24 protein-coding genes and 3 pseudogenes are annotated in these 25554 nt (G+C 64.1%); 17 read left to right on the forward strand and 10 right to left on the reverse strand.

Annotated elements, in window-relative coordinates; translation table 11 throughout:
* Window positions 1-145: 145 nt before the first annotated feature.
* Both QFZ91_RS40505 and QFZ91_RS40510 read left to right on the forward strand, forming a co-directional pair.
* The gene (locus QFZ91_RS40505; protein ID WP_368621585.1) at window positions 146-991 is read left to right on the forward strand and encodes a CHAD domain-containing protein; all 846 of its coding nucleotides are present in this window, start codon (window positions 146-148) and stop codon (window positions 989-991) included.
* A gap of 103 nt (window positions 992-1094) precedes the next feature.
* Window positions 1095-2690, forward strand: coding sequence for a diguanylate cyclase (locus QFZ91_RS40510; protein ID WP_429570733.1), 1596 nt, complete (start codon window positions 1095-1097; stop codon window positions 2688-2690).
* A 66-nt stretch (window positions 2691-2756) separates the two neighbouring features.
* On the opposite strand, the gene QFZ91_RS40515 is transcribed toward QFZ91_RS40510, so the two are convergent.
* From QFZ91_RS40515 to QFZ91_RS40525, 3 genes are all read right to left on the reverse strand, one after another.
* On the reverse strand, window positions 2757-3866 hold the full coding sequence (locus tag QFZ91_RS40515; protein ID WP_429570734.1) for a VTT domain-containing protein: 1110 nt from the start codon (window positions 3864-3866) through the stop codon (window positions 2757-2759).
* 269 nt (window positions 3867-4135) lie between these two features.
* A complete protein-coding gene (gene folE / locus QFZ91_RS40520) occupies window positions 4136-4774 on the reverse strand; it encodes a GTP cyclohydrolase I FolE (RefSeq protein ID WP_176125881.1) in 639 nt (212 codons plus the stop codon).
* Between the two features lie 137 nt (window positions 4775-4911).
* Complete coding sequence (locus tag QFZ91_RS40525) at window positions 4912-5841, reverse strand: LysR family transcriptional regulator (RefSeq protein WP_429570735.1); 930 nt, start codon at window positions 5839-5841, stop codon at window positions 4912-4914.
* A gap of 433 nt (window positions 5842-6274) precedes the next feature.
* Between QFZ91_RS40525 and QFZ91_RS40530 the strand changes: the two genes are divergently transcribed.
* From QFZ91_RS40530 to pcaC, 5 genes are all read left to right on the forward strand, one after another.
* A complete protein-coding gene (locus QFZ91_RS40530) occupies window positions 6275-6982 on the forward strand; it encodes a 3-oxoacid CoA-transferase subunit A (RefSeq protein ID WP_429570736.1) in 708 nt (235 codons plus the stop codon).
* A 13-nt stretch (window positions 6983-6995) separates the two neighbouring features.
* Window positions 6996-7655 (forward strand): 3-oxoacid CoA-transferase subunit B, encoded by a 660-nt coding sequence (locus QFZ91_RS40535; RefSeq protein WP_176106677.1) that lies wholly within the window; start codon window positions 6996-6998, stop codon window positions 7653-7655.
* Window positions 7656-7947: 292 nt separating this feature from the next.
* The gene (locus QFZ91_RS40540) at window positions 7948-9327 is read left to right on the forward strand and encodes a 3-carboxy-cis,cis-muconate cycloisomerase (protein ID WP_176106676.1); all 1380 of its coding nucleotides are present in this window, start codon (window positions 7948-7950) and stop codon (window positions 9325-9327) included.
* A gap of 5 nt (window positions 9328-9332) precedes the next feature.
* Window positions 9333-10124: a 3-oxoadipate enol-lactonase gene (gene pcaD, locus QFZ91_RS40545; protein ID WP_429570737.1), complete on the forward strand. Its 792-nt coding sequence runs from the start codon at window positions 9333-9335 to the stop codon at window positions 10122-10124.
* Complete coding sequence (pcaC, locus tag QFZ91_RS40550; RefSeq protein ID WP_176106674.1) at window positions 10121-10522, forward strand: 4-carboxymuconolactone decarboxylase; 402 nt, start codon at window positions 10121-10123, stop codon at window positions 10520-10522. The genes pcaD and pcaC overlap by 4 nt, the downstream gene beginning before the upstream one ends.
* A 231-nt stretch (window positions 10523-10753) precedes the next feature.
* On the opposite strand, the gene QFZ91_RS40555 is transcribed toward pcaC, so the two are convergent.
* From QFZ91_RS40555 to QFZ91_RS40565, 3 genes are all read right to left on the reverse strand, one after another.
* Window positions 10754-10957, reverse strand: a complete 204-nt coding sequence (locus tag QFZ91_RS40555; RefSeq protein ID WP_018433989.1) for a hypothetical protein — start codon at window positions 10955-10957, stop codon at window positions 10754-10756.
* 117 nt (window positions 10958-11074) lie between these two features.
* A complete protein-coding gene (locus QFZ91_RS40560) occupies window positions 11075-11467 on the reverse strand; it encodes a hypothetical protein (protein ID WP_176384913.1) in 393 nt (130 codons plus the stop codon).
* A gap of 14 nt (window positions 11468-11481) precedes the next feature.
* A complete protein-coding gene (locus QFZ91_RS40565) occupies window positions 11482-11745 on the reverse strand; it encodes a hypothetical protein (protein WP_429570738.1) in 264 nt (87 codons plus the stop codon).
* A gap of 136 nt (window positions 11746-11881) precedes the next feature.
* Here QFZ91_RS40565 and QFZ91_RS40570 point away from each other — a divergent pair, with 136 nt between their 5' ends.
* Window positions 11882-13204, forward strand: a complete 1323-nt coding sequence (locus QFZ91_RS40570; protein WP_429522490.1) for an IS5 family transposase — start codon at window positions 11882-11884, stop codon at window positions 13202-13204.
* Window positions 13205-13355: 151 nt separating this feature from the next.
* Here the strand turns inward: QFZ91_RS40570 and QFZ91_RS40575 are convergent, their stop codons facing one another.
* On the reverse strand, window positions 13356-13727 hold the full coding sequence (locus QFZ91_RS40575) for a tlde1 domain-containing protein (protein ID WP_018433992.1): 372 nt from the start codon (window positions 13725-13727) through the stop codon (window positions 13356-13358).
* A 264-nt stretch (window positions 13728-13991) separates the two neighbouring features.
* Here QFZ91_RS40575 and QFZ91_RS40580 point away from each other — a divergent pair.
* The 6 genes and pseudogenes from QFZ91_RS40580 to QFZ91_RS40605 all read left to right on the forward strand — a co-directional run.
* Window positions 13992-14385: pseudogene (locus tag QFZ91_RS40580) on the forward strand (amino acid synthesis family protein); the annotation flags it as partial.
* Window positions 14386-14527: 142 nt separating this feature from the next.
* Window positions 14528-16480, forward strand: coding sequence for an ABC transporter permease (locus QFZ91_RS40585; protein ID WP_429570971.1), 1953 nt, complete (start codon window positions 14528-14530; stop codon window positions 16478-16480).
* Window positions 16477-17289, forward strand: coding sequence for an ABC transporter ATP-binding protein (locus QFZ91_RS40590; protein WP_429570739.1), 813 nt, complete (start codon window positions 16477-16479; stop codon window positions 17287-17289). The genes QFZ91_RS40585 and QFZ91_RS40590 overlap by 4 nt, the downstream gene beginning before the upstream one ends.
* Complete coding sequence (locus tag QFZ91_RS40595; RefSeq protein WP_176125890.1) at window positions 17286-17999, forward strand: ABC transporter ATP-binding protein; 714 nt, start codon at window positions 17286-17288, stop codon at window positions 17997-17999. Before QFZ91_RS40590 ends, QFZ91_RS40595 begins: the two co-directional genes overlap by 4 nt.
* A gap of 58 nt (window positions 18000-18057) precedes the next feature.
* Window positions 18058-18276 (forward strand): annotated as a pseudogene (locus tag QFZ91_RS40600) (c-type cytochrome); the annotation flags it as partial.
* A gap of 96 nt (window positions 18277-18372) precedes the next feature.
* Window positions 18373-19581 (forward strand): ABC transporter substrate-binding protein, encoded by a 1209-nt coding sequence (locus QFZ91_RS40605; protein WP_429570740.1) that lies wholly within the window; start codon window positions 18373-18375, stop codon window positions 19579-19581.
* Window positions 19582-19677: 96 nt separating this feature from the next.
* Here QFZ91_RS40605 and QFZ91_RS40610 read toward each other — a convergent pair whose 3' ends face one another.
* Window positions 19678-19929: a hypothetical protein gene (locus QFZ91_RS40610; protein WP_176125892.1), complete on the reverse strand. Its 252-nt coding sequence runs from the start codon at window positions 19927-19929 to the stop codon at window positions 19678-19680.
* 194 nt (window positions 19930-20123) lie between these two features.
* Here QFZ91_RS40610 and QFZ91_RS40615 point away from each other — a divergent pair, with 194 nt between their 5' ends.
* On the forward strand, window positions 20124-20648 hold the full coding sequence (locus tag QFZ91_RS40615; protein WP_429570741.1) for a DUF6496 domain-containing protein: 525 nt from the start codon (window positions 20124-20126) through the stop codon (window positions 20646-20648).
* A gap of 101 nt (window positions 20649-20749) precedes the next feature.
* Here the strand turns inward: QFZ91_RS40615 and QFZ91_RS40620 are convergent, their stop codons facing one another.
* Window positions 20750-22078: an aspartate aminotransferase family protein gene (locus QFZ91_RS40620; RefSeq protein WP_429570742.1), complete on the reverse strand. Its 1329-nt coding sequence runs from the start codon at window positions 22076-22078 to the stop codon at window positions 20750-20752.
* A gap of 188 nt (window positions 22079-22266) precedes the next feature.
* Here QFZ91_RS40620 and QFZ91_RS40625 point away from each other — a divergent pair, with 188 nt between their 5' ends.
* Window positions 22267-23682, forward strand: coding sequence for a PLP-dependent aminotransferase family protein (locus tag QFZ91_RS40625; protein ID WP_429570743.1), 1416 nt, complete (start codon window positions 22267-22269; stop codon window positions 23680-23682).
* 21 nt (window positions 23683-23703) lie between these two features.
* On the opposite strand, the pseudogene QFZ91_RS40630 reads toward QFZ91_RS40625, so the two are convergent.
* Window positions 23704-24328, reverse strand: a pseudogene (locus QFZ91_RS40630) (LysE family translocator).
* A gap of 261 nt (window positions 24329-24589) precedes the next feature.
* Here QFZ91_RS40630 and QFZ91_RS40635 point away from each other — a divergent pair.
* Window positions 24590-25492, forward strand: coding sequence for a glutamate/aspartate ABC transporter substrate-binding protein (locus QFZ91_RS40635; protein WP_429570744.1), 903 nt, complete (start codon window positions 24590-24592; stop codon window positions 25490-25492).
* Window positions 25493-25554: the final 62 nt, after the last annotated feature.

Below are 25554 nucleotides of genomic sequence, written 5' to 3' on the forward strand. Positions count from 1 at the left end.
AGAAGCGGCCCCATCGGTCGAGCATAGGCGCTGCCGACACGACGCGCCAACGCATAACTGGGAAACGCGCTGATATGCACGGTGAATCCCTCGTGAGCATCGATCTTGCTACGCTGGAAATACGGTCATGTTTCCGGGAGCATCGATGAAGCAAGACAGTGAAACAGCCAACGAGCCGGTACCCGAAGAATCGGCGCAGCGAGCCTTTACTTCCTACGCCGCGCCACTGGTCGATGAGGCGATCAGACTCGCCAAAGGCATACACGACGACCCGTCACCGGAAGCGCTGCACAAACTCCGTGTGTCACTGCGGCGTTTGCGTTCGTTGTGGTGGGCGTTCGCACCGCTGCTCGACAAGGGCGAAAATTCTCGCCAGCGCGCCGTCTATAAGTTCCTTGCCACCGCGGCGGGTAAAACGCGCGATTGGGACATCCTGATCGAGTTGCTCAAGCAGGAAGGCGGCGACGCACGAGCGTTGATGCCGAAGCTCGAGCAGACGCGCCGCGACACGCTGGCGACCAGCCGCGAGACGTTGTTGAATGCCGACGTCAAACATCTGTTGCGCGATGCGTTGGCCACCACTTCCGGGGAACTGCACGCCACCCACGATGCGGATATTGCGTTGCGCAAATTTGCCGCTCGGCGCATTCGGGCGTCGGAGCGCTCGTTGAAGAAACGCATGAAACGCGCGCGCCATGCGAAACGCTCGAATTACGCGGCCTTCCACGATGTCAGAAAAGCGGGCAAGAAGCTGCGCTATCTGTTCGAGTTTTTCGGGCCGGTGCTTAAAATCAGCCATAAGCGCACGCTCAAGCGGCTGAAAAAGCTTCAGAAGCGCTTCGGCTTGCTCAACGATACCGTCGCCAGCGAAGCGCTGTTGCGCGACAATGCGGCGTCGCTTGCCGACGCGGACCACATCGAAGCCGCGTTGGCCTGGCTCGACAGGAAACGCAAACGCCGCTTGCGCGCGGCGTCGGAGCTACTGGGCTGAGCGAGTGCTCTCGTCTCGCTGGCGCGGAGGACCCGCAGCCCATCATGCACTGCGCACCGCGCTGCCGGTCCGAAAGAATCGTCCGCGAAAGGAGGCGAGGAGCGTGGCACAGCATGGGCTTTCGCTGCGTCATCGGTTGCGCCTGACGTTGCATGCCGTTCGAGCCGGGATGACCCGCTATGTGGGCAACCGCCCGTGGGTGGCCGGCGTCGCCGGCACGCTCGTCGCGTTGGCGATGTCGATCCTGACTGCGGTCGAAGTCGGCGAAGGCCGCCGCGAAATGCTCGATCATGCGCGCCAGACCTCGCAAAACCTCGTGTCGATCATTTCCGCGGATCTCGCGCGCAACGTCGAAATCTATAATCTGTCGTTGCAATCGATGGTGGATGCCGCGCGCAGTCCGGACACCTGGACGTTGCCGGTCCCGGCACGCCAGGCGAAGCTGTTCGATCGCGCGACCACCGCCGCCTTTCTCGGCGGTGCGTATGTCGTCGGCGCCGACGGCGAAGTAGCCGCTGCACAGTACGACGACGCCAACACCACCGTCCATCTCGACGACCGCGAATACTTTCAGGTGCAACTGCGCAACCCGGCGGCGGGCCTGTATTTCTCGCATCCGTTCATGTCGCGGCTGCGCGGCGGCATGCCGTCGATCGCGCTGACGCGGCGCATCGACGATGCGCAGGGCAACTTCGCCGGCATCGCTCTGCTCGCGATTCGCATCGAGTACTTCCAGCACCTGCTGGACCGGATCGACACCGGCGAGCAGGGTTCGGTTTCCATCGTGATGGCGGACGGCACGCTGCTCGCGCGCAAGCCGGTCGACGGGCGCGATATCGGCGCGAGCGTCGCAAAGTCGCCGACCTTCGTACCGATGACCGCGCACGACTCCGGCACCTACGTATCGGTCTCGCCGGTCGACGGTGTGCGTCGCATCGTTACGTACGCGCACGTACCCGGCACGCCGCTGATCGTGGCGATCGCGCCTGCCGTCGACGACGTGCTCGCGCCGTGGCAGCATCGCAGCCACGTGGCGGCCGCGCTGACCATCGGGTTCGGTGCGGTGTTCGTGGTCGTGTCGTGGCTGCTCGCGTTCGCGCTGCGCGACAAACAGCGCGCGCAGGCCGCGCTGCTGCGTCTCGCCTCGACCGATCCGCTGACCGGGCTCAGCAATCGCCGCGTGCTCGACAAGCGGCTCGACGACGAATGGAAGCGCGCGCGGCGCGACGACAAGCCGCTGTCGGTGCTGTTCATCGATATCGATCACTTCAAGCGCTTCAACGACACCTACGGCCATGAGAGCGGCGACGAAGTATTGGTCGCGGTGGCGGATTGCATCGCGTCCGTGGCGCGGCGCTCGGTCGATCTGGTCGCGCGCTACGGCGGCGAAGAGTTCGCGGTGGTGCTGCCGGATACGTCCGCGCGGGGCGCGTTCACCGTCGCGGAGCAAATTCGCCGCAAGGTGGAAAACCGCGTCATCGTGCGCGGACACGATGCGCCGCAGGCGGTGACGGTAAGCGTCGGCTGCGCCACGGCGCTGCCGGGCGCCACGGATTTCGCCAACGGAGTCGAGCTGCTGGCCGCCGCTGACGCGCAGCTCTATGTGGCGAAGAACGAAGGACGCAATCGCACCCGGTCGGCGCAGTGGGACGAGTATTCGGCGGTGCAGGGGGCGTCGAGTACGGGCGCGGCGCTCTGACGCCAGGTATCCGTTCACGTGAGCGTGAGCGCTCGCTCGGCCAAAATGGCCGCGACGCAGCGCGATTCAGGCGCGCTCCATGCTGCGCGGCGCGAAACCGCGCAACGTCACTGCAGCTGCAGTTTCGCCCCGCCACGCCGGGCGTGGCTGATCGGCCGCCATACCGTCTGCGTAAGCCAGCGAGCCCACCGGGAAACCGCGCCGCCGCCATGCATCGAGTCCGCCGCGTAGTGCGCGAATCCGCGTGTAGCCGTTGCGGCGCATATGTTGCGAGACTTCGAGCGCGGTCGCGCTGTCCGGACAGATGCAATAGATCACCACGTCGTGCGTGCGCAGTGCACCGTCGATCAGTTCGGGCGAGTGAGGATCGAGCGCGAGCGCGTCGGGGATCTGGCCTCGCAGATCGAGCAGTGGTGCGCCGGGCCGCGCATCGAGCACGCGGGACGGCGCCGTGCGGCTCAGGCGACCCGAGTGCCGCCAGCTCCACGGCAGTCTCGATGCGTCGCTCGCCGGTGACGCGTGCGTCGGCGCGGCCAGCATCGGCATGGCCGGGGCCGACGCGGCTCGCCTGAACCGGCGTCGTTCGTCATATCGCAGATACAGCCGGTAGAGCAGATAGGCCAGCGCCACCACGAGAAGGATGTCGGCGAGTGTGCCGCCGCGCCGTTCGACGAATGCGCGCAGCATATGCACCTCGCGCTCCACCGCCGCGCCGCCAAGCAGCCAGAAAGTCGCCCACGTGATCACGCTCGCCAGATCCCATAGTGCGTAGATGCGGATGTCGACGGCGGTCGTGCCCATCAACGGCGGCGTGATCAGGCCGAGCCCAGGCACGAACTTCGAAATCGACACGAGCGGCATGCCATAGCGTTCGAATAGCGAGCGCGCCATTTCGAGCCTCGTATCGACGACGGGCGACAGGCGGCCGAGCCATGCGAGCAGCTTGCGGCCAAACAGCCGGCCGGCCGCGAACCAGGTGCCGTCGCCGATCAATGCGCCTAGCACCGCCGCGCCGAGAGTCGGCCAGAACGACAGGGTGCCCGCGGCGATCGCCGAGCCCGCGAACAGCAGCATCGGCACGGCCGGGATCGGTACGCCGAGGCGCGTCAGCAGGACGTTGACGAACACGATCGCGCTGCCCCAGGTTGAAATCGCCGACAACGGAAACTCGACCAATTGAGCCGCTCCTGTTGCTGCTGGTGGGCTGCCATGCGCACCTTGGATTTCAGCATAGGTGATGGCTTGTGGGCGGTGCGCGGTGCGCGTGGGGAGGGGGTGGATGGGGCGGGGCGTGATCGTCAAGGCGCAACTAACTGTCAAGCCCACCTGCCCACCACGACGTTGCCGGTGAGCGTGAAGAGAGTGCGCGCGGGGCCGCACCCAGGATTCGCAGGGGCGGGGGCTGCATCGTCACCGAACCCCAAACGGCCCCTGCGTTCACCGCATCAGGCATTCGGCATGGCCACCACGCCCGGATTCCCGACGATCGCCAGAAACTCCCGCCGGGTCGACGGATCGGTGCGGAACGTGCCGAGCATGCGCGAGGTGACCATCGTGACGCCCGCTTTATGCACGCCACGCGTCGACATGCACTGATGCGCGGCTTCGAGAATTACGCCGACGCCGGCCGGTTGCAGCACGTCGTTCAGCGTATCGGCGATCTGCACCGTCATCTTTTCCTGGATCTGCAGCCGTTTCGCGAACGCATCGACTAGACGCGCGAGCTTCGAAATGCCGACCACGCGATGATTCGGCAGATACGCGACGTGCGCGCGTCCGATGATCGGCACCATATGGTGCTCGCAGTAGCTTTCGAAGCGGATGTCCTTCAGCACGATCATTTCGTCGTAGCCGTCCACTTCGGAGAAGGTACGCGCGAGGATTTCGCGCGGATCGACCTGATAGCCCGCGAAGAACTCCTCGTAAGCGCGCGTCACGCGCGCCGGCGTGTCGATCAGGCCTTCGCGCTGTGGATCGTCGCCGGCCCAGCGCAGCAGCACGCGCACGGCTGCCTCAGCTTCTTCGCGGCTCGGGCGTTCGACGGCCGCTGCGGGTTTGGTTTTCTTTGCCTTGCTGCTGGTCATGCGTCGTCCTCCTGGATCGCGTGTCGATGCTGCGTTGCGCGCGGGGTCAGTAACTGAGGTCATTGTTCCATGTTTTGCGCCCGAAGATACCGATGCCCCTTTCGCTGCCGGGGCGGTCGCGGACTTGCCTCGAGCGGCTACTTCGGCCATTCGTCCATCGCATCGTTGAACAGTTCGGCGACCACGCCGCGCAGCCAGCTGAGGCGCGGATCGTTATGAAACTTGCGATGCCAGTGCTGCCGCAGATCGAAGCGCGGCAACGGCAGCGGCGGCTCGACGAGCATGATCGACGCATGCTCCGACACGTACGCGAAGCCGATCGCGTGCGGGACGGTCGCGAGCAGATCGGTGCGCGCGAGGATGAAAGGCAGGCTCATGAAGTGCGGCGTTTCGAGCACCGCGCGCCGCTTGATGCGCTTCTTTTCGAGGTACTGCTCGAGCACTTCCTGGCTGCGTCCCTCGGCGCGCACCACCGCATGGCCCGACGCCACGTATTGCTCGAGCGTGAGCGGCCCCTTCGACAGTGGATGTCCGCTGCGCATCAGGCAGATGAAGCGGTGGGTGAAGAGTCGCTGCTGAAAGAAGTTGGTGCCCGCCAGGTCCGGAAAATAGCCGACGGCGAGATCGACGTCGCCCGATTCGAGCCCGCGCTCCACCTGCGACGGCGACAGCGTCACGGAGCGCAGATTCGCCGACGGCGCGCGCTCGGCGAACAGCTGCAAAAGACGCGGCAGAAACACGATCTCGCCGACGTCGGACAGCGCGATCGAGAACGTGTGCGTGCTCGTCGCCGGCTCGAAGTCCTGCACGTCGAGCATGCCTTTCTCGATGCGCAGCAGCGCGTCGCGCGCGGCGGGCAGGATCGCGAGCGCGCGCGGTGTCGGCTCCATGCCTTTCGATGTGCGCACGAACAGCGGATCGTCGAAGTATTCGCGCAGACGGCCAAGCGCGGTGCTCACGCGCGGCTGGCTCACGCCGAGCTGCTCGGCGGCGCGGCTCACGTTGCGCGTGTCTTCCATCGCAACCAGATAGGGGATCAGATTCAGATCCAGATGTGTCTCGGACATGCTAGTTATGGCTCGCGGGGCGGGCGAGGCAAGGCGGTGCCTATGCCGTTTCGCTATAGAGCCTAGTTGAAAAATCGCCCATAAGCATAGTGGGATTTTGCGCGGCCGGCTTTTTCGCGCGCAGGGCGAGCACTCGACGAGGGCAACCCGCACCTTCGCCGCCGCGTGCGGCGACCTATGATGAAGGGGGTTTCCCTGCCTTGACAATCCGCCCACAGGACAACCATAATCGCCGAAGCGTTCGCTAAACGAATCACTGTTCATGTAACGAACAAAATTCAGCGGCGAATCAATCGAAGGCGCCAGCCCGCTCTCTCCCTCGCGAGCCGTCGCCAGCATGCCCGGAGACTGTTTCCGCGCGAGCCTTGCCGCGAGCCTGGTTGGTGAGGGCTGTCAGCCCAGCGGCACGTAGCGCCCCCAAAGGAAATTCGACATGATCAACAAGATTTTCGAGACACTTCAATCGGCGGTCGCCGATGTCCACGACGGCGCGACCGTCATGATCGGCGGCTTCGGCACGGCTGGCATGCCGTCCGAACTGATCGACGCGCTGATCGAACAGGGCGCGCGCAACCTGACCATCGTCAACAACAACGCAGGTAACGGCGACATCGGCCTCGCGGCGCTGCTGAAGGCCAAGCGCGTGCGCAAGATCATCTGCTCGTTCCCGCGCCAGACCGACTCGTATGTGTTCGACGCGCTCTATCGCGCCGGCGAAATCGAACTCGAACTCGTGCCGCAGGGCAATCTCGCCGAGCGCATCCGCGCGGCGGGCGCGGGCATCGGCGGCTTCTTCACGCCGACCGCGTACGGCACCAAGCTCGCCGAAGGCAAGGAAACCCGCCTGATCGACGGCCGTCACTACGTGCTGGAGTCGCCGCTGCATGCGGACTTCGCGCTGATCAAGGCGTACAAGGGCGACCGCTGGGGCAACCTGATCTATCGCAAGACCGCGCGTAACTTCGGGCCGATCATGGCGAGCGCCGCGAAGACCGCGATCGTGCAGGTGTCGGAAGTGGTGCCGCTCGGCGGCCTCGATCCGGAAGAAATCGTCACGCCCGGCATTTTCGTGCAACGCGTGATCGCGGTGCCGCAAGCGGCGCATCTCCCTACGCCCAATCCTCACGACGCTGCTGCCTGACCCGGAGACCGACATGAAGAAACTGACCCGCGATGAAATGGCCAAGCGCGTTGCCCAGGACATCCCTGAAGGCGCTTACGTGAACCTCGGCATCGGCGTGCCGACGCTGGTGGCGAACCACCTCGCCGCCGACAAGGAAATCTTCCTGCACAGCGAAAACGGTCTGCTCGGCATGGGCCCGGCACCGGCGAAGGGCGAGGAAGACGACGAACTGATCAACGCCGGCAAGCAGCACGTCACGCTGCTGACGGGCGGCGCTTACTTCCATCACGCGGATTCGTTCGCGATGATGCGCGGCGGCCATCTGGACTTCTGCGTGCTCGGCGCGTTCCAGGTGTCGGCGAAGGGCGACCTCGCGAACTGGCACACCGGCGCACCGGACGCGATTCCGGCGGTCGGCGGTGCGATGGACCTCGCGATCGGCGCGAAGCAGGTCTACGTGATGATGGAGCACCTGACCAAGCAAGGCGAAAGCAAGATCACCGCCGAGTGCTCGTATCCAGTCACCGGTATCGCCTGCGTGACCCGTATCTACACGGACCTCGCGATGATCGACGTGACGAAGGAAGGCCTCGTCGTGCGCGAGATTTTCACGGACATCGGCTTCGACGAACTGCTGAAGCTGACCGGCGTGCCGATGACCGACGGCACCCAGGCCGCACGCGCGGCCTGATGCCTGGCTGAGGCGTCGCGGCGGCGGCCTGCCTTGCGGCCGCATCGATGGCGCCTCGTCTGAAGGCAGCATTGCACGAACGGGCCAGCGCTGACGAGGCAAACTCTTCGTCAGCGCTGGCCTGACAACTTCAGCGACAGCCTGCCCGCGTTTGGCGCACAATACGCAGCACAAAGTGCGGCATACGTATGGCACGAGCGCGCTACAAGCGCCGGTCCACCGCGGTGTCTGCTTCGACCCGCCGCGCCGCGCCGTTTCTTCACTTCCGATTCCCTCAAACATCGTCGTCACCATGCTCGACTCCAGCGCCCGTCTGACTGGCCTTCTTTGCGGCACACAGCCGATGAACGACATCTGGGCGCCGCGTGCCACGCTGCAGCGAATGCTCGACGTCGAAGCCGCACTCGCGCGCGCCTCCGCCGCGCACAAAGTCATTCCCGAATCCGCCGTCCCCGCGATCGAAGCGGCCTGCCAGGCCGACCAACTCGACGCCGACGCGCTCGCACGCGACGCCGCGCTCGGCGGCAACCTCGCGATTCCGCTCGTCAAGCAACTGACCGCACGCGTCAAAGCCGCGGACGCCGAAGCGGGCAAATACGTGCATTGGGGCGCGACGAGCCAGGACATCATCGATACCGCGACTGTGCTGCAACTGCGCGACACCTTCGACCTGCTCGACAGCGGCCTGCAAGCCACCTGCGACGCGATCGCGAAACTCGCGGCCACCCATCGCGCGACGCCGATGATCGGCCGCACATGGCTGCAACAGGCGCTGCCGATCACGCTGGGTCTGAAGTTCGCGCAATGGCTCGACGCACTGCTGCGACATCGCGATAGGCTCGATGCACTGCGAGAGCGCGTGCTGGTGCTGCAATTCGGCGGCGCGGCCGGCACGCTCGCGAGTCTGCGCGAGGCGGCGCCGCAGGTCACGCAGTCGCTCGCCAAGGAACTCGGGCTTGCGGTGCCGACCTTGCCGTGGCATACGCAGCGCGATCGCATCGCCGAGACGGCGTCGCTGTTCGGCATGCTGATCGGCACGCTCGGCAAGATCGCGCGCGATGTGTCGCTGCAGATGCAAACCGAAATCGACGAGCTCGCCGAACCGGCCGCGGCCGGCAAGGGCGGATCGTCGACGATGCCGCACAAGCGCAACCCGGTCGGTTGCGCGGCGGTGCTGACGGCCGCGACGCGAGCGCCCGGCCTGGTCGCAACCGTGTTCGCCGGCATGGTGCAGGAGCACGAACGCGCGCTCGGCGGCTGGCAAGCCGAATGGGACGCGCTGCCGGATCTCGCGCGTCTCGCGGGCGGCGCGCTTGCGAACATCGAACAGATCGCGTCCGGCTTGAACGTGAACGTGCCGCGACTCGCGAAGAATCTCGACGTCACGCACGGGCTGATCCTCGGCGAAGCGGTGATGCTCGCGCTCGGCGATGCCATCGGCCGGCTCGACGCGCATCATCTGGTCGAGCGCGCGTCGAAGGCGGCGATTCGCGACGGCAAGACGCTGTACGACGTGCTTGCCGCCGACGCGGCCGTCACCGAACATCTTTCGATCGAGCGCCTCAAGCAGCTGCTCGATCCCGCTCAATACGTCGGCCAGGCGCACGCATATGTCGATGCCGCGCTGACGCTTCACACCACGCGCGCGCAGCGCGCCCATTCCAAGGAGTAACCGGCATGCCCTACGCCGCAGTCAACGGCACCGAGCTTCACTATCGCATCGACGGCGACCGTCACGGCCACGCGCCGTGGCTCGTGCTGTCGAATTCGCTCGGCTGCGATATGTCCATGTGGACGCCGCAGGTCGCGGCGCTGTCGAAGCACTTTCGCGTGCTGCGCTACGATACGCGCGGTCACGGCCATTCTGAAGCGCCGAAGGGGCCGTACACGATCGAGCAACTGACCGGCGACGTGCTCGGTCTGATGGATACGCTGAAGATTGCGCGCGCGAATTTCTGCGGCATTTCGATGGGCGGCCTGACCGGCATCGGGCTCGCCGCGCGTCACGGCGACCGCTTCGAGCGCGTCGTGCTGTGCAATACGGCCGCGCGCATCGGCGCGCCGGAAGTCTGGGTGCCGCGCGCCGCGAAGGCGCGCTCGGAAGGCATGCTCGCACTCGCCGGCGCGGTGCTGCCGCGCTGGTTCACGGCAGACTTCATCGAGCGTGAGCCGGTCGTGCTGGCGATGATCCGCGACGTGTTCGTGCATACCGACAAGGAAGGCTATGCATCGAACTGTGACGCGATCGACGCGGCCGATCTGCGTCCCGAAACGCCGGGCATCAAGCTGCCGACGCTCGTGATCAGCGGCACGCACGACCTCGCCGCCACGCCCGCGCAGGGCCGCGAACTCGCACAGTCGATTCCGGGCGCACGCTACGTCGAGCTCGACGCTTCGCATATTTCCAACATCGAAAAGGTCGACGAGTTCACGAAGACCGTGCTCGACTTCCTGACGGAGGCAAAATGAACGATGAAGACCGTTACGAAGCCGGAATGGGCGTACGTCGCGCGGTGCTGGGCAACGCGCACGTCGACCGTTCGCTCGCGAACCGCACCGAGCTGACCGAGGAGTTCCAGAACCTGATCACGCGCTATGCGTGGGGCGAGATCTGGACGCGTGAAGGTCTGCCGCGTCATACGCGCAGCCTGCTGACGATCGCGATGATGGTTGCGTTGAATCGCAGCGAAGAACTCGCGCTGCACCTGCGCGCCGCGAAGAACAACGGCGTGACGCGCGAACAGATCAAGGAAGTGCTGCTGCAGACCGCGATTTATGTCGGCGTGCCGGCGGCCAACTCAGCGTTCCACCTGGCCGACAAGCTGTTCCGCGAGGACGATGCGGCGGCCGCGGTGGCGAAGTCGTAAAGACCGAGCGCTCGTAGTTTTCAGAGCCAATCAGCAAACGCGCGACGGATATTTCCGTCGCGCGTTTTTTTATGCGGCGGTCGTCGCTACGACGCTTGCCTGCACCTGCACGCACACCGCGCACAATTCAGTCTCCTTGATCACCTCGCGAGTGGAGACGTGCTCACGTTAGTAAGGGTTGCGATAGCGGCCGGCCATTTCAGTTTTTCCGTTCGAACTGGACGCGACAGGTCAGGACTGTCTTGAGTTCAATGCAGGCCAGCGGGCCAAGGCAATGAACCACAGCAGAACGACGTTCACCACCGGAATAAAAGCAAGCAACGCCCAGGCTCCCGCATATCCCGCCTTCTTCAGGATCAGCCATAGCGGGATTATCTCCGCGATAACGACAACAAGAACAAACACCAGCCAGTGCCAAATGGAAAGAGCGCCCACGCATGCCTCCATTTTTTAAAATTGACGGACCGAACAAAGTATAAAGACGCAAGGCCGAATCCTTGCTCAATGTAAAAAGACCCGCGCGAAGCGGGTCCGCGCCTGAACTGGCGAGGATCACTCGATCTGCCTGTACCGAGTGTCCCCGTCGACACGCTGCAACTGTTTCGAAACGATAAGAAACTGTTCGTCAGTAATCGTGCACTCCAGTTCGCCTATCTCATACACAGCAACCAGCTTAATCTTATTTCCGTTTCGCTCCTCAAAGGTGATCTGATAGATCCCGCGCCACTTTTGTTCGCCATCTTCATATTTACCGATCTTTTCGGACGCCAGTCGCACCGCTTTTGTTTTCGTAGCATCGAAATCCAAGGAGAGGATGTCTGTTTTTCTCACCGCCATCTGGGCCACATAGGCCGGAAATCGGTCGCCGCATGGGGGGTATGGGCCAGTTTCCGCAAGGCATAGCGCGGGAAAAGATAGCAGCAGGACTGCAAAAGCGTGTTTCATGGATTCAAAGGGCCTCACTCTATCTGCTTGAACATTCTGTCGGCGTCGCGTGATGGCAAATGACCTGAAACAATAAAGACGTCAACGCCACCTAGCGAGCATTCAAATTCGCCTGCTGCCTCGTTTATGGCAATCACTTTGATCTTGTTTCCGTTTTTTTCTTGGAAGGTGATGTGATAGACCTCACGCCACATCTGTTCGCCATCTTCATATTTTCCTATTTTTTCGGACGCGAGTTGAACGGCTTCGGTTTTCGTATAGTCGATGCTGCCAAGCATGCCAGCGCTTTTTAGTCGAGCCTGATCAATTCGGAGAGCCTTGCGTGGCAGAGCTTTGAGGCCGAATTGGTGTTGTGAGATTTGCAGGATCCTGGCACATTAACGTGAGAATCCTGCATTTTTCGACGAGGTGCGAATGGGTCCGAAGACGCCTGTGACGGAGGGAGATTTTTTCCGCCAGCCGCTGCGCGAACAGATCAACCTGAAGCATCCGTTGATACGTTTGGCCGACCTGATCAACTGGGAGCGACTGGGCGCATCAATGAGCGAAAGCTTTGTATCGCGCAAGGGACGACCGGCGACATCGCCGAGGCTGATCGCCGGGTTGCTGTATTTGCAGCACGCGTTCGACCTGTCCGACGAAGAGGTCGTCTGGCAATGGGTAGAGAACCCGTACTGGCAGGTGTTCACCGGCGAGACCTACTTGCAGACCGAACCTCCGATCGACCCATCGAGCCTGACGCGTTGGCGCAAGCGAATGGGCGAAGCCGGCGTTGAAGAGTTGCTGGCCGAAACGATCGAAGCAGCAAAACGCGCTGGCGTGATCAAGGCTTCGAGCGTCAAGCGCGTGATTGTTGATACGACCGTCATGGAGAAGGCGATCGCCCACCCAACCGATTCGCGCCTGCTCGAACGGTGTCGCGAACATCTGGTGAAAGCCGCGGCACGGCACGGTCTGAAACTGAGGCAGAACTACAACCGCGAGGCGCCGCATCTGGCGCTGCAGATTGGCCGCTACGCTCACGCGAAACAGTACAAACGCATGAGGAAAGCGCTGCGCACGCTGCGCTCGCGCGTTGGACGGGTGATGCGCGATGTGGAGCGGCAGGTCAACCAGGTGGCCGACCTAGGCTGCGCTGAATTAACGGAACTGATCGCCCGCACGAGACGCATTCTGGCGCAGAAGCCGAAGGACAAGAACAAGCTTTATGCGCTGCATGCACCGGAAGTCGAGTGCCTGGCCAAGGGCAAGGCGCGCAAGCCGTACGAGTTCGGGGTGAAAGTTTCGATCGCGACGACCCACAAGGAAGGACTGGTGGTTGGCATGCGCTCGATGCCAGGCAATCCGTACGACGGGCACACCCTGGCTGAAGCGCTGGAGCAGGCGGCAATCCTGTGCGACGCCACGCCGGAGGTCGCCATCGTCGACCGTGGCTACAAGGGTGTCGCCGTCGATGGTGTGAAGATCTACCACCCGGGCTTGCGGCGGGGCATTACACGCGGACTACGCGCGATGATCAGACGGCGCAGCGCAATCGAGCCAGCAATCGGTCACATGAAGACAGACGGAAAACTCGATCGCAACTGGCTCAAGGGTGCGCTCGGCGACGCGATGCACGCGGTGATGTGCGGCGCAGGACACAATCTACGGATGATCCTCAGGAAGCTGCGGCTTCTTTGCGCCTTCATTCTGACCGCCTTGTTCAACCACCGACTTGCTCGGCTTCAATCCCCGTAACTACGGTGCTCGGCAAAACGAATTGTTCAGGACGGACTTTTTAGTCTCCCTTCTGCGATGTTCGTCGGCCACCTGTCGCATGGCGGGTTCGGTCTACCTTGCGCCAAGCATAACGCGGGAAGGGATAGCAGCAGGACTGCGAGAGCGCGTTTCATGGATGTTCCACCCTAAGCATTCTGTCCCCACTGTCCCAGATTTGCTTCCGGAATGGCAGGCGAAGAACGATACATCCATTTGACGCGTTACCGGGTTCCTTCATGCTGTCGCCGTGGATCATGAAACCGTCGCGCCCGCCCAGGCTCGTTCCCGCAACGGGGTTGAGCCGCATCGAATGCGGTCCAGTTTTGGGGTGCGGAAACGGTGCCGTAATTTCATACAGGCCAACGGGGATTGGTCCTTTGTCGCGGACATACTGGCTACTGTGTCTATCCTTGTGCTCGCCCTTACCGGAATATCCGGTATCTGTGACGTATTTGTCGTCGTGATACAACAAGTGGCTCTCATGCTTGTAAATCCAAACCATCGTCTTTTTCTCATTGGTTGTACGAACCAACGATTAAACCAGACCGACTGGTTGCACACAATTTTTAAGATATGCGTCAGTTTGATCTGCATCCCGATATGGAGATCGTCTACATCCTCGAGATGAGCACGGGCAGCGCGTGCATGCGCGGGTGGGCGGCCTCGCGAAGGGGGCGGTCGTCGGCAAGGATGGCTTGCGCTGAAACTGAAGCGGTGCGCACCAACTCATGGCAAACGGCAATGCAACGAGCCTCGCAGAGCGGAGATGGCGATCAGGCCTCGCAAGCTGGTCGTGCAGGCAGACCGTCGAGCCGCCCGCGTGCCCTGCGGTCGCGATTGCGGTGATCGATAATGCGTATGCGGGACGCTACGAGGCGAAGCTCGACGCGCTAATCGAATCCGGCGAGGAACTCTGCGCGCTGCTCGGCAAGCGCTGCGTCGAAGCAATCGGCATCGCGCCCGGCGAGGCACAAAGCTACGGCAAGTTGACGATCGCCGGCGAGACGGGCGAACTCGACCATGCGGCCGCGATCCTGCATCCGGAGCTCGGCGCGCCGCTGCGCGCGGCGGCCGAGAAAGGCGCGGCTCGGGTGCCGTCGGCGAAGAAGATCGGCACGCTCGGCACCGCGATCGACGTGCCGCTCGCCCGCAAGGACGCCCTTCGCTTGTTGCGCGGGTTATTTCGCTGGTAGTGTGCTGCCTTTGACGCGGGCGCGCATGGTGCCGCCCGCGCTGCAACGTCCGTCGATCGGGCCGCAGCGCATGTTGCGCGCGCCGTTCGGCGAGCTGCCGAGGGTCACGATGCTTTCGAATCTGCTGGTACAACTGGTCAATGGACTCGCCGACGCGTCGACGCTGTTTCTGGTCGCCGCCGGTTTGTCGTTGATCTTCGGCGTGACGCGCATCGTCAACTTTGCGCATGGCTCGTTCTATATGTTCGGCATCTACGTCGCGTACAGCATCGCGAGCCGCTTTGGCCAAACCGCGGGCGGCTTCTGGCTGTCGGTGCTGGCGGCCGCGCTCGCGGTCGCGGTGCTGGGCGCGCTCGTCGAAATCGTGGTGCTGCGGCGGATCTATCAGGCGCCCGAGCTGTTCCATCTGCTCGCCACCTTTGCGCTCGTGCTGATCTTTCGCGACGCCGCGCTCTGGCTTTGGGGCCCCGACGACCTGTTTGGTCCGCGCGCGCCGCATCTCGCGGGCGCGGTCGACTTTCTCGGCCATCCGCTGCCCACTTACGACATCGCACTGATCGTGATCGGTCCCGTCGTCTTGCTGCTGCTGTGGTACGCGTTGACGCGCACGCGTTGGGGCACGCTGGTGCGCGCCGCGACGCAGGATCGCGAGATGCTCGGCGCGCTCGGCATCAATCAGGCATGGCTGTTTACCGGCGTGTTCTTCATCGGCGCGTTTCTGGCGGGACTGGGCGGCGCGCTGCAAGGGCCGCGCATGTCGGCGAACCTGTCGCTCGATCTGGAGACGATCGGCAACGCGTTTGTGGTCGTCGTGGTCGGCGGCATGGGTTCGATTCCGGGCGCGTTCATCGCGGCGTTGCTGATCGCCGAGATCAAGGCGCTGTGCATTGGCATCGGCCATGTGACGATCTTCGGCATCGGTTTGTCGCTGAGCCGCTTTACGCTGGTGGCCGAATTCGTCGTGATGGCGGTCGTGCTGGTGGTGCGGCCTTGGGGGCTGCTCGGCCGCGCAAGTGCCGCGGTGCGCGCGATGGGTGCGCCGGAAGCGCCATTGCGTCCCGCGGGCAAGCGTCTGAAGTGGCTCGCCGCCGTCGTGTTGCTAGTGCTCGTTCTGGCGCCGCTCGCGGCCAACGCGTTTCCGTATATGCCGGTGCTGCTCGTCGAAATCCTGATCGCGGTGCTGTTCGCGACGAGCCTGCATTTCATCATGGGCCCGGGCGGTCTGCATTCGTTCGGCCATGCCGCGTACTTCGGACTCGGTGCATACGGCGCGGCGCTGTTTCTCAAAGTGCTGAATCTGCCGATGGAAGCCGCGTTGCTGCTCGGGCCGCTGCTCGCGGTGGTCGGCGCGCTCGTGTTCGGCTGGTTCTGCGTGCGCCTGTCCGGCGTCTATCTGGCGATGCTGACGCTCGCGTTCGCGCAGATCGTCTGGTCGGTCGTGTTCCAGTGGGACGACGTGACGGGCGGCAGCAACGGCATTCTCGGACTATGGCCGTCGAACTGGCTGTCGTCGCCGGTCGCGTTCTACTACCTGACGCTAGCGTGCGCGGTGCTCGGCGTGGGGCTGTTGCGCCGCATGCTGTTCTCGCCGCTCGGCTACGCGATGCGCGCGTCGCGCGATTCCGCGCTGCGCGCCGAGGCGATCGGCATCGATGTGCAGCGCGTGCAGTGGGCGTCGTTCGTGATCGCGGCGTTGTTCTGCGGAGTCGCCGGATCGCTGTACGCGTTTTCGAAGGGCAATATTTCGCCCGAAGTGATCAGCGTGAGCCGCTCGGTCGATGGCCTCGTGATGGTGCTGCTCGGCGGCTTGCAGACCTTGAGCGGCCCGATCGTCGGCGCGGCCGTGTTCACGTGGCTGCAGGACACGGTCGCGCGACAGACCGACTACTGGCAGGCGCTGCTCGGCTTCGCGATCCTGCTGCTGGTGATCGCGTTTCCGCAGGGAATCGTCGGCTTCATTCGCGAGCGTTTCGGCGACACGAACGACGATCAGGCCGATAAGTCCGACGGCGGCGCCGCGTCGCCGTCGCAACGGACCGCCGCGGTCAAGGAGGGCCTATGAGCCTGCTGCGCGTGAGCGGTCTGTCGCGATCGTTCGGAGGACTGAAGGCGGTCGATGACGTTTCATTCGAGCTCGAAGCCGGTCAACTGCTGGCGCTGCTCGGCCCCAACGGCGCGGGCAAATCGACCTGTTTCAACATGGTCAACGGTCAGTTGGAGCCGTCGTCGGGATCGATCCTGCTCGACGGTCATGAACTCGTCGGCATGCGGCCGCGCGATATCTGGCGGCGCGGCGTCGGCCGCACGTTCCAGATCGCCGCGACGTTCAACTCCATGACGGTGCTTGAAAACGTGCAGATGGCGCTGGTGTCGCGCGAAAAAAAGACCTTCGGTCTCTGGAAACCAGCGGGCTCGCGCTATGCGGACGAAGCGTTCGCGCTGCTCGAACAGGTCGGCATGAGCGAGCACGCGAAACGCGCGTGCGGGGTGCTCGCGTATGGCGACGTGAAGCGCGTCGAACTCGCGATCGCGCTCGCGAACCGGCCGAAGCTGCTGTTGATGGACGAACCGACCGCCGGCATGGCGCCGAAGGAGCGTAACGAATTGATGGCGTTGACCAGGCGTTTGGTGAGCGAACGCAGGATCGGCGTGCTGTTCACCGAGCACAGCATGGACGTCGTATTCGCACACGCCGACCGGATGATCGTGCTCGCGCGCGGCAAGCTGATCGCCGAAGGCGACGGCGATATGATCCGCAACGACCCGCGCGTGCAGGAAGTCTATTTCGGCACGGGCAAGATGTTCCGGCCGCACGCGGCGCTGCAGGACGCGGACGGCAATGCGCAGAATGGCCGGGGAGCGCAGCAATGAGCGAACCGATGCTGAAAGTCTCCGGCCTCAATGCGTTCTACGGCCGCGCGCATATCCTGTTCGACGTCGACCTCGAAGTCGGCCGTGGCGAAGTGGTCGCGCTGATGGGCCGCAACGGCGCCGGCAAATCGACGACGATGAAAGCGGTGATGGGACTGCTGCCGCACCGCCACGGCGAAGTCACGTTTCGCGGCCAGAACATCAGTGCGCTTGCGCCGTACAAGATCGCGCGCATGGGCGTCGGCTTCGTGCCCGAGGACCGCCGCGTGTTCGCGGATCTGTCGGTGATGGAGAACCTCGACACCGGCCGCCAGCCGCCGCGCGAAGGCGCGCCGCAATGGACGCCAGAAAAGCTGTTCCGCCTGTTTCCGAATCTCGGCGAAATGCCGAAGCGCCCCGGCGGCCAGATGAGCGGCGGCGAGCAGCAGATGCTGACCGTGTCACGCACGCTGATGGGCAATCCCTATCTGGTGTTGCTCGACGAACCGTCCGAAGGCGTCGCGCCGGTGATCGTCGAGCAGATGGCGAACATGATTCTCGAACTGAAGCGCGAAGGGCTATCCATTCTGCTGTCGGAACAGAATCTGCACTTCGCCGAGTTGGTCAGCGACCGCGGGTATGTGCTCGAAAAAGGGCAAATCCGTTTCAGCGGCACGATCGGCGAGCTCGCACGGAACGAAGCAGTGAAGCGCGCTTATCTGAGCGTGTGAATTCATCCGGTAATGTCGGCGGAAGGATAGGCCGATGGCGCCGGCGATTGGCGACCGCGCGGCGCCGGACAACCTGATTCGCGTGATTCTCGACGGCATCGGCTCGCCTGCGCGGCCCGAACTCGGTACGATGCCGGCTTACCACGATAGTTTGAACGACGCCCAGGTCGCCGAGCTCGTGTCGTACCTGCGCGCGCAGTTCGTGGGCGGCGAGCCGGCATGGCGGGACGTCGCCGCGAACGTGGCCAGAATCCGCGCGGAACCGCGCGAGCAATGAGCCGCCGCCGCAGGTGCGCAGGTCCGCGCGCTTGCCTGTCCGCCCGTTCGCACGTCTGACAAAACCCACCATTCCTTTTTGATTACGGAGTAACGCATGACCACGCGCGCAGGATGGATCTCTCGCCTCATGGTGTCGACCGTGTGCTCGTTCGCCGCGCTCGGCGCGAGCGCCCAGCAGACCATCAAGATCGGCGAGATCAATAGCTACAAGGCGCAGCCCGCCTTTCTCGGGCCTTACAGGCAAGGCTGGAATCTCGCGCTAGAGCAGGTGAACGCGGCGGGCGGCGTGCTCGGCAAGCAGCTCGAAGTGATTTCGCGCGACGACGGCGGCAACCCTGGCGACACGATCCGTGTCGCGCAGGAACTGATCGCGCGTGAGCAGGTGCAGCTGCTGTTCGGCGGCTTCCTGTCGAACACGGGCCTCGCGCTCGCCGACTTCGCGAAGCAGAAGAAGATCTTCTTCCTCGCCGCCGAACCGCTGACCGACAAGATCGTCTGGGCCGATGGCAACAAATACACGTACCGTCTGCGTCCTTCGACCTATATGCAGGTCGCGATGCTGGTGCCCGAGGCCGCGAAGCTGAAAAAGAAGCGCTGGGCAATCGTGTATCCGAACTACGAGTACGGGCAATCGGCGGTAGCGACCTTCAAGAAGCTGCTGACGGCCGCGCAGCCGGACGTGCAGTTCGTCGTCGAACAGGCGACGCCGCTCGGCAACGTCGACGCGGGCGCCGTGACTCAGGCGATCGCCGACGCGAAGCCGGACGCGATCTTCAACGTGCTGTTTGCCGCCGACCTCGGCAAGTTCGTGCGCGAGGGTAATACGCGCGGACTCTTCAAGGATCGCGCGGTGGTGTCGCTCCTGACCGGCGAACCCGACTACCTCGATCCGCTCGGCGCCGAAGCGCCGACCGGCTGGATCGTGACCGGCTACCCGTGGTATTCGATCGATACCGCCGCGAACAAGCAGTTCGTCGACGCGTATCGGGCCAAATATCACGACTATCCGCGGTTGGGCTCGGTGGTCGGCTATTCGGCGCTGATGTCGATCGCGGACGGCATCAAGAAGGCGGGTTCGACCGATGCGGACAAACTCGCCGCCGCGTTCAAGGGGCTCAACGTGCAGACGCCGTTCGGTCCGATCACGTACCGCGCGCAGGACAATCAGTCGACGATGGGCGCGTATGTCGGCGTGACCGGCGTGAAGGACGGCAAGGGTGTGATGACGTCGTACCGCTATGTGGATGGCGCGAGCGTGCAGCCATCGGACACCGAGGTGAAAAAACTGCGGCCGGCGGATTGAGGCCGCGGCGCGCGGCGGTCCGTCGTGACTGCCGCGCGATGGCCGCCTGAGTGTTGGTAAAGGCGCTTCAGCAGCGGCTTCTGCCGCCGGTGCAACCTACTCTTCCGCGTCGTGCTCCATGACGAAGCGCTTCAGATAAGCGAGCACGGCCGCTTCCATCGCGCGATGATCGGCGGTGTTTTTCGAGCCCGCGTTTTCTTCATCGCCGAACAGGGTGGACGGCGCGTTGTGCACGTCCACTTCCTGCCCCTCGCGAAACACGCGAATTTCGTGGACGTCTTCGACGTACTCGGCGATCCAGTGCACGCCCTCGATATGTGCGCCAGCGCGAACCGTAACTATCTTCATGGCTGTCTCCGTGCAAGCGGTCGATTTGAGTCGGCGCCTCGGCGCTGACTCCCGTCCCATGTCCACAACCATACGCCGTCCCGCCGACGCACGCGAGTCCCGCCCGTAACTGCCGTCGGGCCAGGGCGCGGATGGGCGTTGCGGCACGCTCGTTGCTGAACCATAAGAGCCTCACCCACAACCGGAGAACCGTCATGCCAGAGCAGAAAACCTTGAAGCGTGCCGCGGCCGATAAACGCGCGGGCAAATCAGCGAGTACCCAAGCGGGAGAGTTCGTCAAGGAACAGGTGGACAAGGTCCGCGCCGGCAAGCACGGCGTGCGCTCGCCGAAGCAGGCGATCGCGATCGGGCTGTCCGAGGCGCGACGCGCCGGCGTCGACCTGAAGCCGCCGAAGAAGGGCGCCACGAGCGAGGCGACCCGCAAGAAAGCGCAAAAGGACAGCGCCGCGGGCAAGCACGTCGGCGCCGCGAAGAAAAGCGCGAGCAAGGAGTCGAGCGCTAAACGCTCGCGTGTGTCGGAGAGCGTGCTCAAGCGCGAGAGCAAGGCTGGGGCGTCGTCGGCGGCGATGTCGAAGCAGGCGAAGTCGGCGGCGGCCAAGCGGCCTGCCGCGAGCCGCTCCGCCGCAGCCAGGAAGGCCGCGGCGACCAAGGGCGCCGCCGGACGCTCCGCTGCCGCGAAAAAGGCCGCGCAAACGCGGGCGTCGCGCGCGCATCACTGAGCTCGCGGCTCGCACAGCGGCGGCAATGGAAAAGAGCGGCGGCACGCATGCGCGTGCCGCCGCTCTGTTGTTGTCGCCCGCTGGCGGGCTTGCCCGCCTTCTTACTGCACCGTCGCCAGCACCTCGCCAACCGTGCGGAAGAGCCGCGCGATCTGCTCTTCGTCGATGATCAGCGGCGGCGAGAACGCGAGGATGTCGCCGGTGAAGCGGATCAGCACGCCCGCCTCGAAGCATTTGACGAACGCCTCATAAGCGCGCGCGCCCGGCGCGCCGTCGCGCGATTCCAGTTCGATGCCCGCGACGAGGCCGAGATTGCGCACGTCCTTCACATGCTTTGCGCCGCGCAGCCCATGCGCGGCGGTTTCGAACGCCGGCGCGAGGCTGGCCGCGCGCTCGAACAGCTGGTCGCGGCGGTACAGGTCGAGCGTCGCGATCGCGGCCGCGGCCGCGGCCGGATGCGCCGAGTACGTGTAGCCGTGGAACAGCTCGATCGCGCCCGGCGCACCGCTGCCGACCACCGTGTCATGGATCGTGCGGCTCGCAGCGACCGCGCCCATCGGAATCGACGCGTTGTTGATCGCCTTCGCCAAGGTGATCAGGTCCGGCGTGACGCCGAAGTGTTCGCTCGCGGTCGCGTTGCCGAGACGGCCAAAGCCGGTGATCACCTCGTCGAAGATCAGCAGGATGCCGTGCTTCGTGCAGATCTCGCGCAGCTTCTGCAGATAGCCTTGCGGCGGAATCAGCACGCCGGTGGAGCCGGCCACCGGTTCGACGATCACCGCGGCGATCGTCGAAGCGTCGTGCAGCGCGACGATGCGTTCCAATTCCTCGGCCAGATGCGCGCCCCATGCGGGCTGGCCCTTCGCGAACGCGTTGTGTTCGAGGTTGTGCGTGTGCGGCAGATGATCGACCGCCGGCAGCAGCGCGCCCGAGAACGTCCTGCGATTCGGTGCGATGCCGCCGACCGAAATGCCGCCGAAGCCGACGCCGTGATAGCCGCGCTCGCGGCCGATCAGACGCGTGCGCTGAGCTTCGCCGCGCGCGCGATGATAGGCGAGCGCGATCTTCAGCGCGGTGTCGACCGATTCGGAGCCCGAGTTCGTGAAGAAGATACGGTCGAGCCCTTCCGGCATCAGCTCGGCAACCTTCGCCGCCGCTTCGAACGCGAGCGGGTGGCCCATCTGGAAGGTCGGCGCGAAGTCGAGCGTCGACAACTGCTGCGTGATCGCTGCGACGATTTCATCGCGGCTGTGGCCCGCGTTCACGCACCACAGTCCCGCGCAGCCGTCGAGAATCTCGCGTCCGTCGGTGCTCCGGTAGTACATGCCCTTCGCCGATTCGAGCAGGCGCGGCGCGGCCTTGAACTGGCGGTTGGCGGTGAAGGGCATCCAGAAGGACGACAGATCGTCGATGACGGGGCGCGAAGTCATGGCATCTCCTCGAAGTGGGTGTCGGTTGGGGGATTTGAGCGTAGCCAAACTGTAGTCCTCGGGGTTTAATGGCGGCATAAACAGTTGACGAAGTGTGGTGCCAACTGTGCTGGTGGATTCGCGCGAACTGTCCCGGTAGGCGGGCGGTCCGCGCTTGGTCTATTTGCCTCTGGTTTTTCGCCCAAAACATGATCGAACTGGACCTTCAACGCGACCGGCGTGCGGCGCCGACGCTCGTCGAACAGGTCGTGCAAGGCTTCGCGCGCGCGATCGATGCGCAATCGCTGCGCGCCGGCGCGCTGCTGCCGTCGGTGCGGCAGCTTGCGCAAAGCCACGCGCTGAGCACCTTCACGGTGACCGAGGCGTACAACCGGCTCGTGTCGATGGGGCTCGTGGTCGCGCGGCGCGGCTCCGGCTATCGGGTGGCGGCGCGCTCGCCGTCCGCGCGCGCGGCTGTCGCCGATTGGACGCCGCCGAGCCTGACCGCGACATGGCTGCTGTCCGACGTGTTCGCCGATCACTCGGTGCCGATCAAGGCGGGCTGCGGCTGGCTGCCGAGCGAATGGACCAACGAGAGCGGCCTGCAGCACTCGCTGCGTGCGCTGAGCCGGGTGCCGGCCGCGCGTCTGGGCGACTACGGCCATCCGTACGGCTTCGCGCCGCTGCGCGAGCGCATCGCCGAACAACTCGATCGGCGCGGGCTGCCGGTCGACGTCGCGAACGTGCTGCTCACGCAGGGCGCGACGCAGGGACTCGATCTGATCGTGCGCACGCTGCTGCGCGCAGGCGATGCGGTCATCGTCGAGGACCCCGGCTACTGCAACCTGCTGCAGATCCTGAAGCTCGCCGGGCTGGTCGTGCATGGCGTGCCGCGCACGCCGGCCGGCGTCGATACTGAGGTTCTCGAAACGCTGGTCGCGCGGCACAAGCCGAAGGCGATCTTCGTCAACACCACGCTGCAGAATCCGACCGGCGCGACCTTCGGCATGTCGGCCGCGTTCCGCTTGCTGCAGATCGCCGAGCGCGAACGCATCTGGGTGATCGAGGACGACGTGAGCCGCGAACTCGCGCCGGCCGGCGCGCCGCTGCTGGCGGCGATGGAGGGCTTGCAGCGCGTGTTGCACGTCGGCGGCTTTTCGAAGACGGTGACGCCGTCGTTGCGCTGCGGCTACGTGGTGGCCGAGCAGGCGGTGCTGCGCGAGCTCGCGCGCACGAAGATGGCGGTGGGACTGACGTCGTCGGAAACGATCGAGCGGATCGTCGACAAGGTGCTGGTGGAAGGGCGTTACGCGCGCCATGTCGAGATGGTCAACGAGCGGCTGAAGCTCGCGCACGTGGCACTCGAAGAACGGCTCGACGCGCTCGGGCTCGAGGTGTTTCATCGGCCGCGCGCGGGGCTCTTCATGCTCGCGCGTCTGCCGATCGAAGCGCAGCACTCCGCCGAGGTCGCGACCGCCGCGCTCGCGCACGGCATCTGGCTCGCGCCGGGCTCCTACTTCCGTCCCGACGACGCGCCGAGCGCGTGGTTCCGCTTCAACGCGCCGTATGCGACCGACGACGCGTTGTGGCGCTTCATCGAGAGGGTCGGGCAGGGGGCATGGTAGACGCGGCGGCGCGTCGGACGCTCAGCCGCCGTGCCCGAACAGCTTCAGCGCGATCGGATACAACGATCCCACGAGCAGCAGCGCCATCGCGACGTTGAAGATGCGCAGCCGTTTCGGGTTCGACAGCACCTCGCGCATCGCCGTGCCGAAACCAGCCCACACGCAGATGCACGGAAAGCCGATCACATAGAAACACCGCGGCCATTGCAACGGCGTTCATGCCGAAGCTGTTGCTCAGATGAATCGTCGTCGCGGCGGTCAGCACCATCATCCACGCCTTCGGATTGACCCACTGAAACGCGATTGCTTCATGAAAGCGCATCGGGCGCCGTTCGCCGTTCCTGAGCTTCAGTTCGCCCGACGTGCCGATTTTCCACGCGAGATACAGCAGATAAGCGACGCTGACGACTTCGAGCACCGTGTACAGCACGGGAAAGTGCACGAACGCTTCGCCGAGGCCCACGCCGACCGACAACATCAACAGCACCACGCCGACGCTGATGCCGGACAGATGCGGCAGCGTGCGGCGAAAGCCGAAATTGACGCCCGATGCGAGCAGCATCGTGTTGTTCGGACCGGGCGTAATCGAGGTGACGAGCGCGAACAGAATGCCGGCGGGCAGCGCGCTGAGCGTGACGAAAGACATGGGGGATGGGCTCCGGTGTCGCCAACAGAAACGGTGAAGCTCATTCTAGCGATAGGTCCCGGTACAGTACCTGTACGGTTTTGAAAATGGTGTCCGGTACGGATCTATGATGCATTGATGAGCGGACAACGCCGTTGCACGGCGTGGCGACACTCGGTAGTTAACATATGTTGCAAGTATTTTTTTAATGGCAACATATGTAGACGGCTGGCACAGCAGCCCGCCATCCATCAGGAACCTGCAGAACGCTCGGAGATACCTATGAAAGTGATGAATTGGTCCGCTGTTGCCGTGCTCGTGGCGACAACGTCGGTGAGTACTGCCGCGTTCGCGCAGGACACGACGTCCACGCTCGCGAAGATCCAGCAAAGCGGCGTGATCGCGATTGGCCATCGCGAGACCTCGGTGCCGTTTTCCTACGTCGATGCGAACAACGAAGTGATCGGCTTTTCGCAGGACTTGTGCAACAAGATCATCGATGCGGTGAAGACGAAAACGAAGCGTCCGGACCTCAAGGTGCGCTTCATCCCGGTCACCTCGCAGAATCGCATCCCGCTCGTACAGAACGGCACGGTCGATCTCGAATGCGGCGTGACGACCAATCTCGCCGCGCGCCAGAGCCAGGTGAGCTTCGGCGACACGTTCTTCGTCGCGACGACACGTCTTCTGACGCGCAAGGACTCCGGCATCAAAGACTTCCCGGATCTCGCGGGCAAGACGGTGGTGACCAATCAAGGCACGACGTCCGAGCGCATCCTGCGCAAGATGAACGAAGACAAGAAGATGAACATGCAGATCATCAGCGCGAAGGATTACGGCGAAGGGCGCCTCACGCTCGAAAGCGGCCGTGCCGTCGCGTACATGATGGATGACGTGTTGCTGGCCGGCACGCGCACGCTGACCGCCAAGCCGTCGGAATGGATCATCACCGGCACGCCGCAATCGTCGGAAGCGTATGGCTTCATGTTGCGCCGCGACGATGCCGAGTTCAGAAAGCTCGTCGACGACACGCTCGAACAGGTGATGAAAGGACCCGAAATCCACACGATGTACGACCGTTGGTTCGTCAAGCCGGTGCCGCCGAAGAACATCAGCTTCGACTTTCCGATGAGCGATTCGCTGAAGCAGCTTTACGCGCAGCCGAACGACAAGGCGCTCGAATAACGGGTTTTGCCGCGATTGCCTGTAGGCATGGGTTTTTGTGTGGCAGCGTTTGGCTCTTTCCT

The organism is Paraburkholderia sp. JPY419 (assembly GCF_050435705.1).
Classification (GTDB): Bacteria; Pseudomonadota; Gammaproteobacteria; order Burkholderiales; family Burkholderiaceae; genus Paraburkholderia; species Paraburkholderia youngii.

Bases quoted from the DNA above. Each gene is read 5' to 3' on its own strand.
- QFZ91_RS40525 (WP_429570735.1), bottom strand. From the start codon at position 5,841: ATGTCCGAGACACATCTGGATCTGAATCTGATCCCCTATCTGGTTGCG.
- pcaD (WP_429570737.1), top strand. From the start codon at position 9,333: ATGCCCTACGCCGCAGTCAACGGCACCGAGCTTCACTATCGCATCGAC.
- QFZ91_RS40585 (WP_429570971.1), top strand. From the start codon at position 14,528: ATGCTTTCGAATCTGCTGGTACAACTGGTCAATGGACTCGCCGACGCG.
- QFZ91_RS40625 (WP_429570743.1), top strand. From the start codon at position 22,267: ATGATCGAACTGGACCTTCAACGCGACCGGCGTGCGGCGCCGACGCTC.
- QFZ91_RS40570 (WP_429522490.1), top strand. From the start codon at position 11,882: ATGGGTCCGAAGACGCCTGTGACGGAGGGAGATTTTTTCCGCCAGCCG.
- QFZ91_RS40620 (WP_429570742.1), bottom strand. From the start codon at position 22,078: ATGACTTCGCGCCCCGTCATCGACGATCTGTCGTCCTTCTGGATGCCC.
- QFZ91_RS40595 (WP_176125890.1), top strand. From the start codon at position 17,286: ATGAGCGAACCGATGCTGAAAGTCTCCGGCCTCAATGCGTTCTACGGC.
- QFZ91_RS40605 (WP_429570740.1), top strand. From the start codon at position 18,373: ATGACCACGCGCGCAGGATGGATCTCTCGCCTCATGGTGTCGACCGTG.
- QFZ91_RS40635 (WP_429570744.1), top strand. From the start codon at position 24,590: ATGAAAGTGATGAATTGGTCCGCTGTTGCCGTGCTCGTGGCGACAACG.
- QFZ91_RS40575 (WP_018433992.1), bottom strand. From the start codon at position 13,727: ATGGTTTGGATTTACAAGCATGAGAGCCACTTGTTGTATCACGACGAC.
- QFZ91_RS40565 (WP_429570738.1), bottom strand. From the start codon at position 11,745: ATGCTTGGCAGCATCGACTATACGAAAACCGAAGCCGTTCAACTCGCG.
- QFZ91_RS40590 (WP_429570739.1), top strand. From the start codon at position 16,477: ATGAGCCTGCTGCGCGTGAGCGGTCTGTCGCGATCGTTCGGAGGACTG.
- QFZ91_RS40530 (WP_429570736.1), top strand. From the start codon at position 6,275: ATGATCAACAAGATTTTCGAGACACTTCAATCGGCGGTCGCCGATGTC.
- QFZ91_RS40615 (WP_429570741.1), top strand. From the start codon at position 20,124: ATGCCAGAGCAGAAAACCTTGAAGCGTGCCGCGGCCGATAAACGCGCG.
- folE (WP_176125881.1), bottom strand. From the start codon at position 4,774: ATGACCAGCAGCAAGGCAAAGAAAACCAAACCCGCAGCGGCCGTCGAA.
- QFZ91_RS40535 (WP_176106677.1), top strand. From the start codon at position 6,996: ATGAAGAAACTGACCCGCGATGAAATGGCCAAGCGCGTTGCCCAGGAC.
- QFZ91_RS40610 (WP_176125892.1), bottom strand. From the start codon at position 19,929: ATGAAGATAGTTACGGTTCGCGCTGGCGCACATATCGAGGGCGTGCAC.
- pcaC (WP_176106674.1), top strand. From the start codon at position 10,121: ATGAACGATGAAGACCGTTACGAAGCCGGAATGGGCGTACGTCGCGCG.
- QFZ91_RS40560 (WP_176384913.1), bottom strand. From the start codon at position 11,467: ATGAAACACGCTTTTGCAGTCCTGCTGCTATCTTTTCCCGCGCTATGC.
- QFZ91_RS40505 (WP_368621585.1), top strand. From the start codon at position 146: ATGAAGCAAGACAGTGAAACAGCCAACGAGCCGGTACCCGAAGAATCG.
- QFZ91_RS40540 (WP_176106676.1), top strand. From the start codon at position 7,948: ATGCTCGACTCCAGCGCCCGTCTGACTGGCCTTCTTTGCGGCACACAG.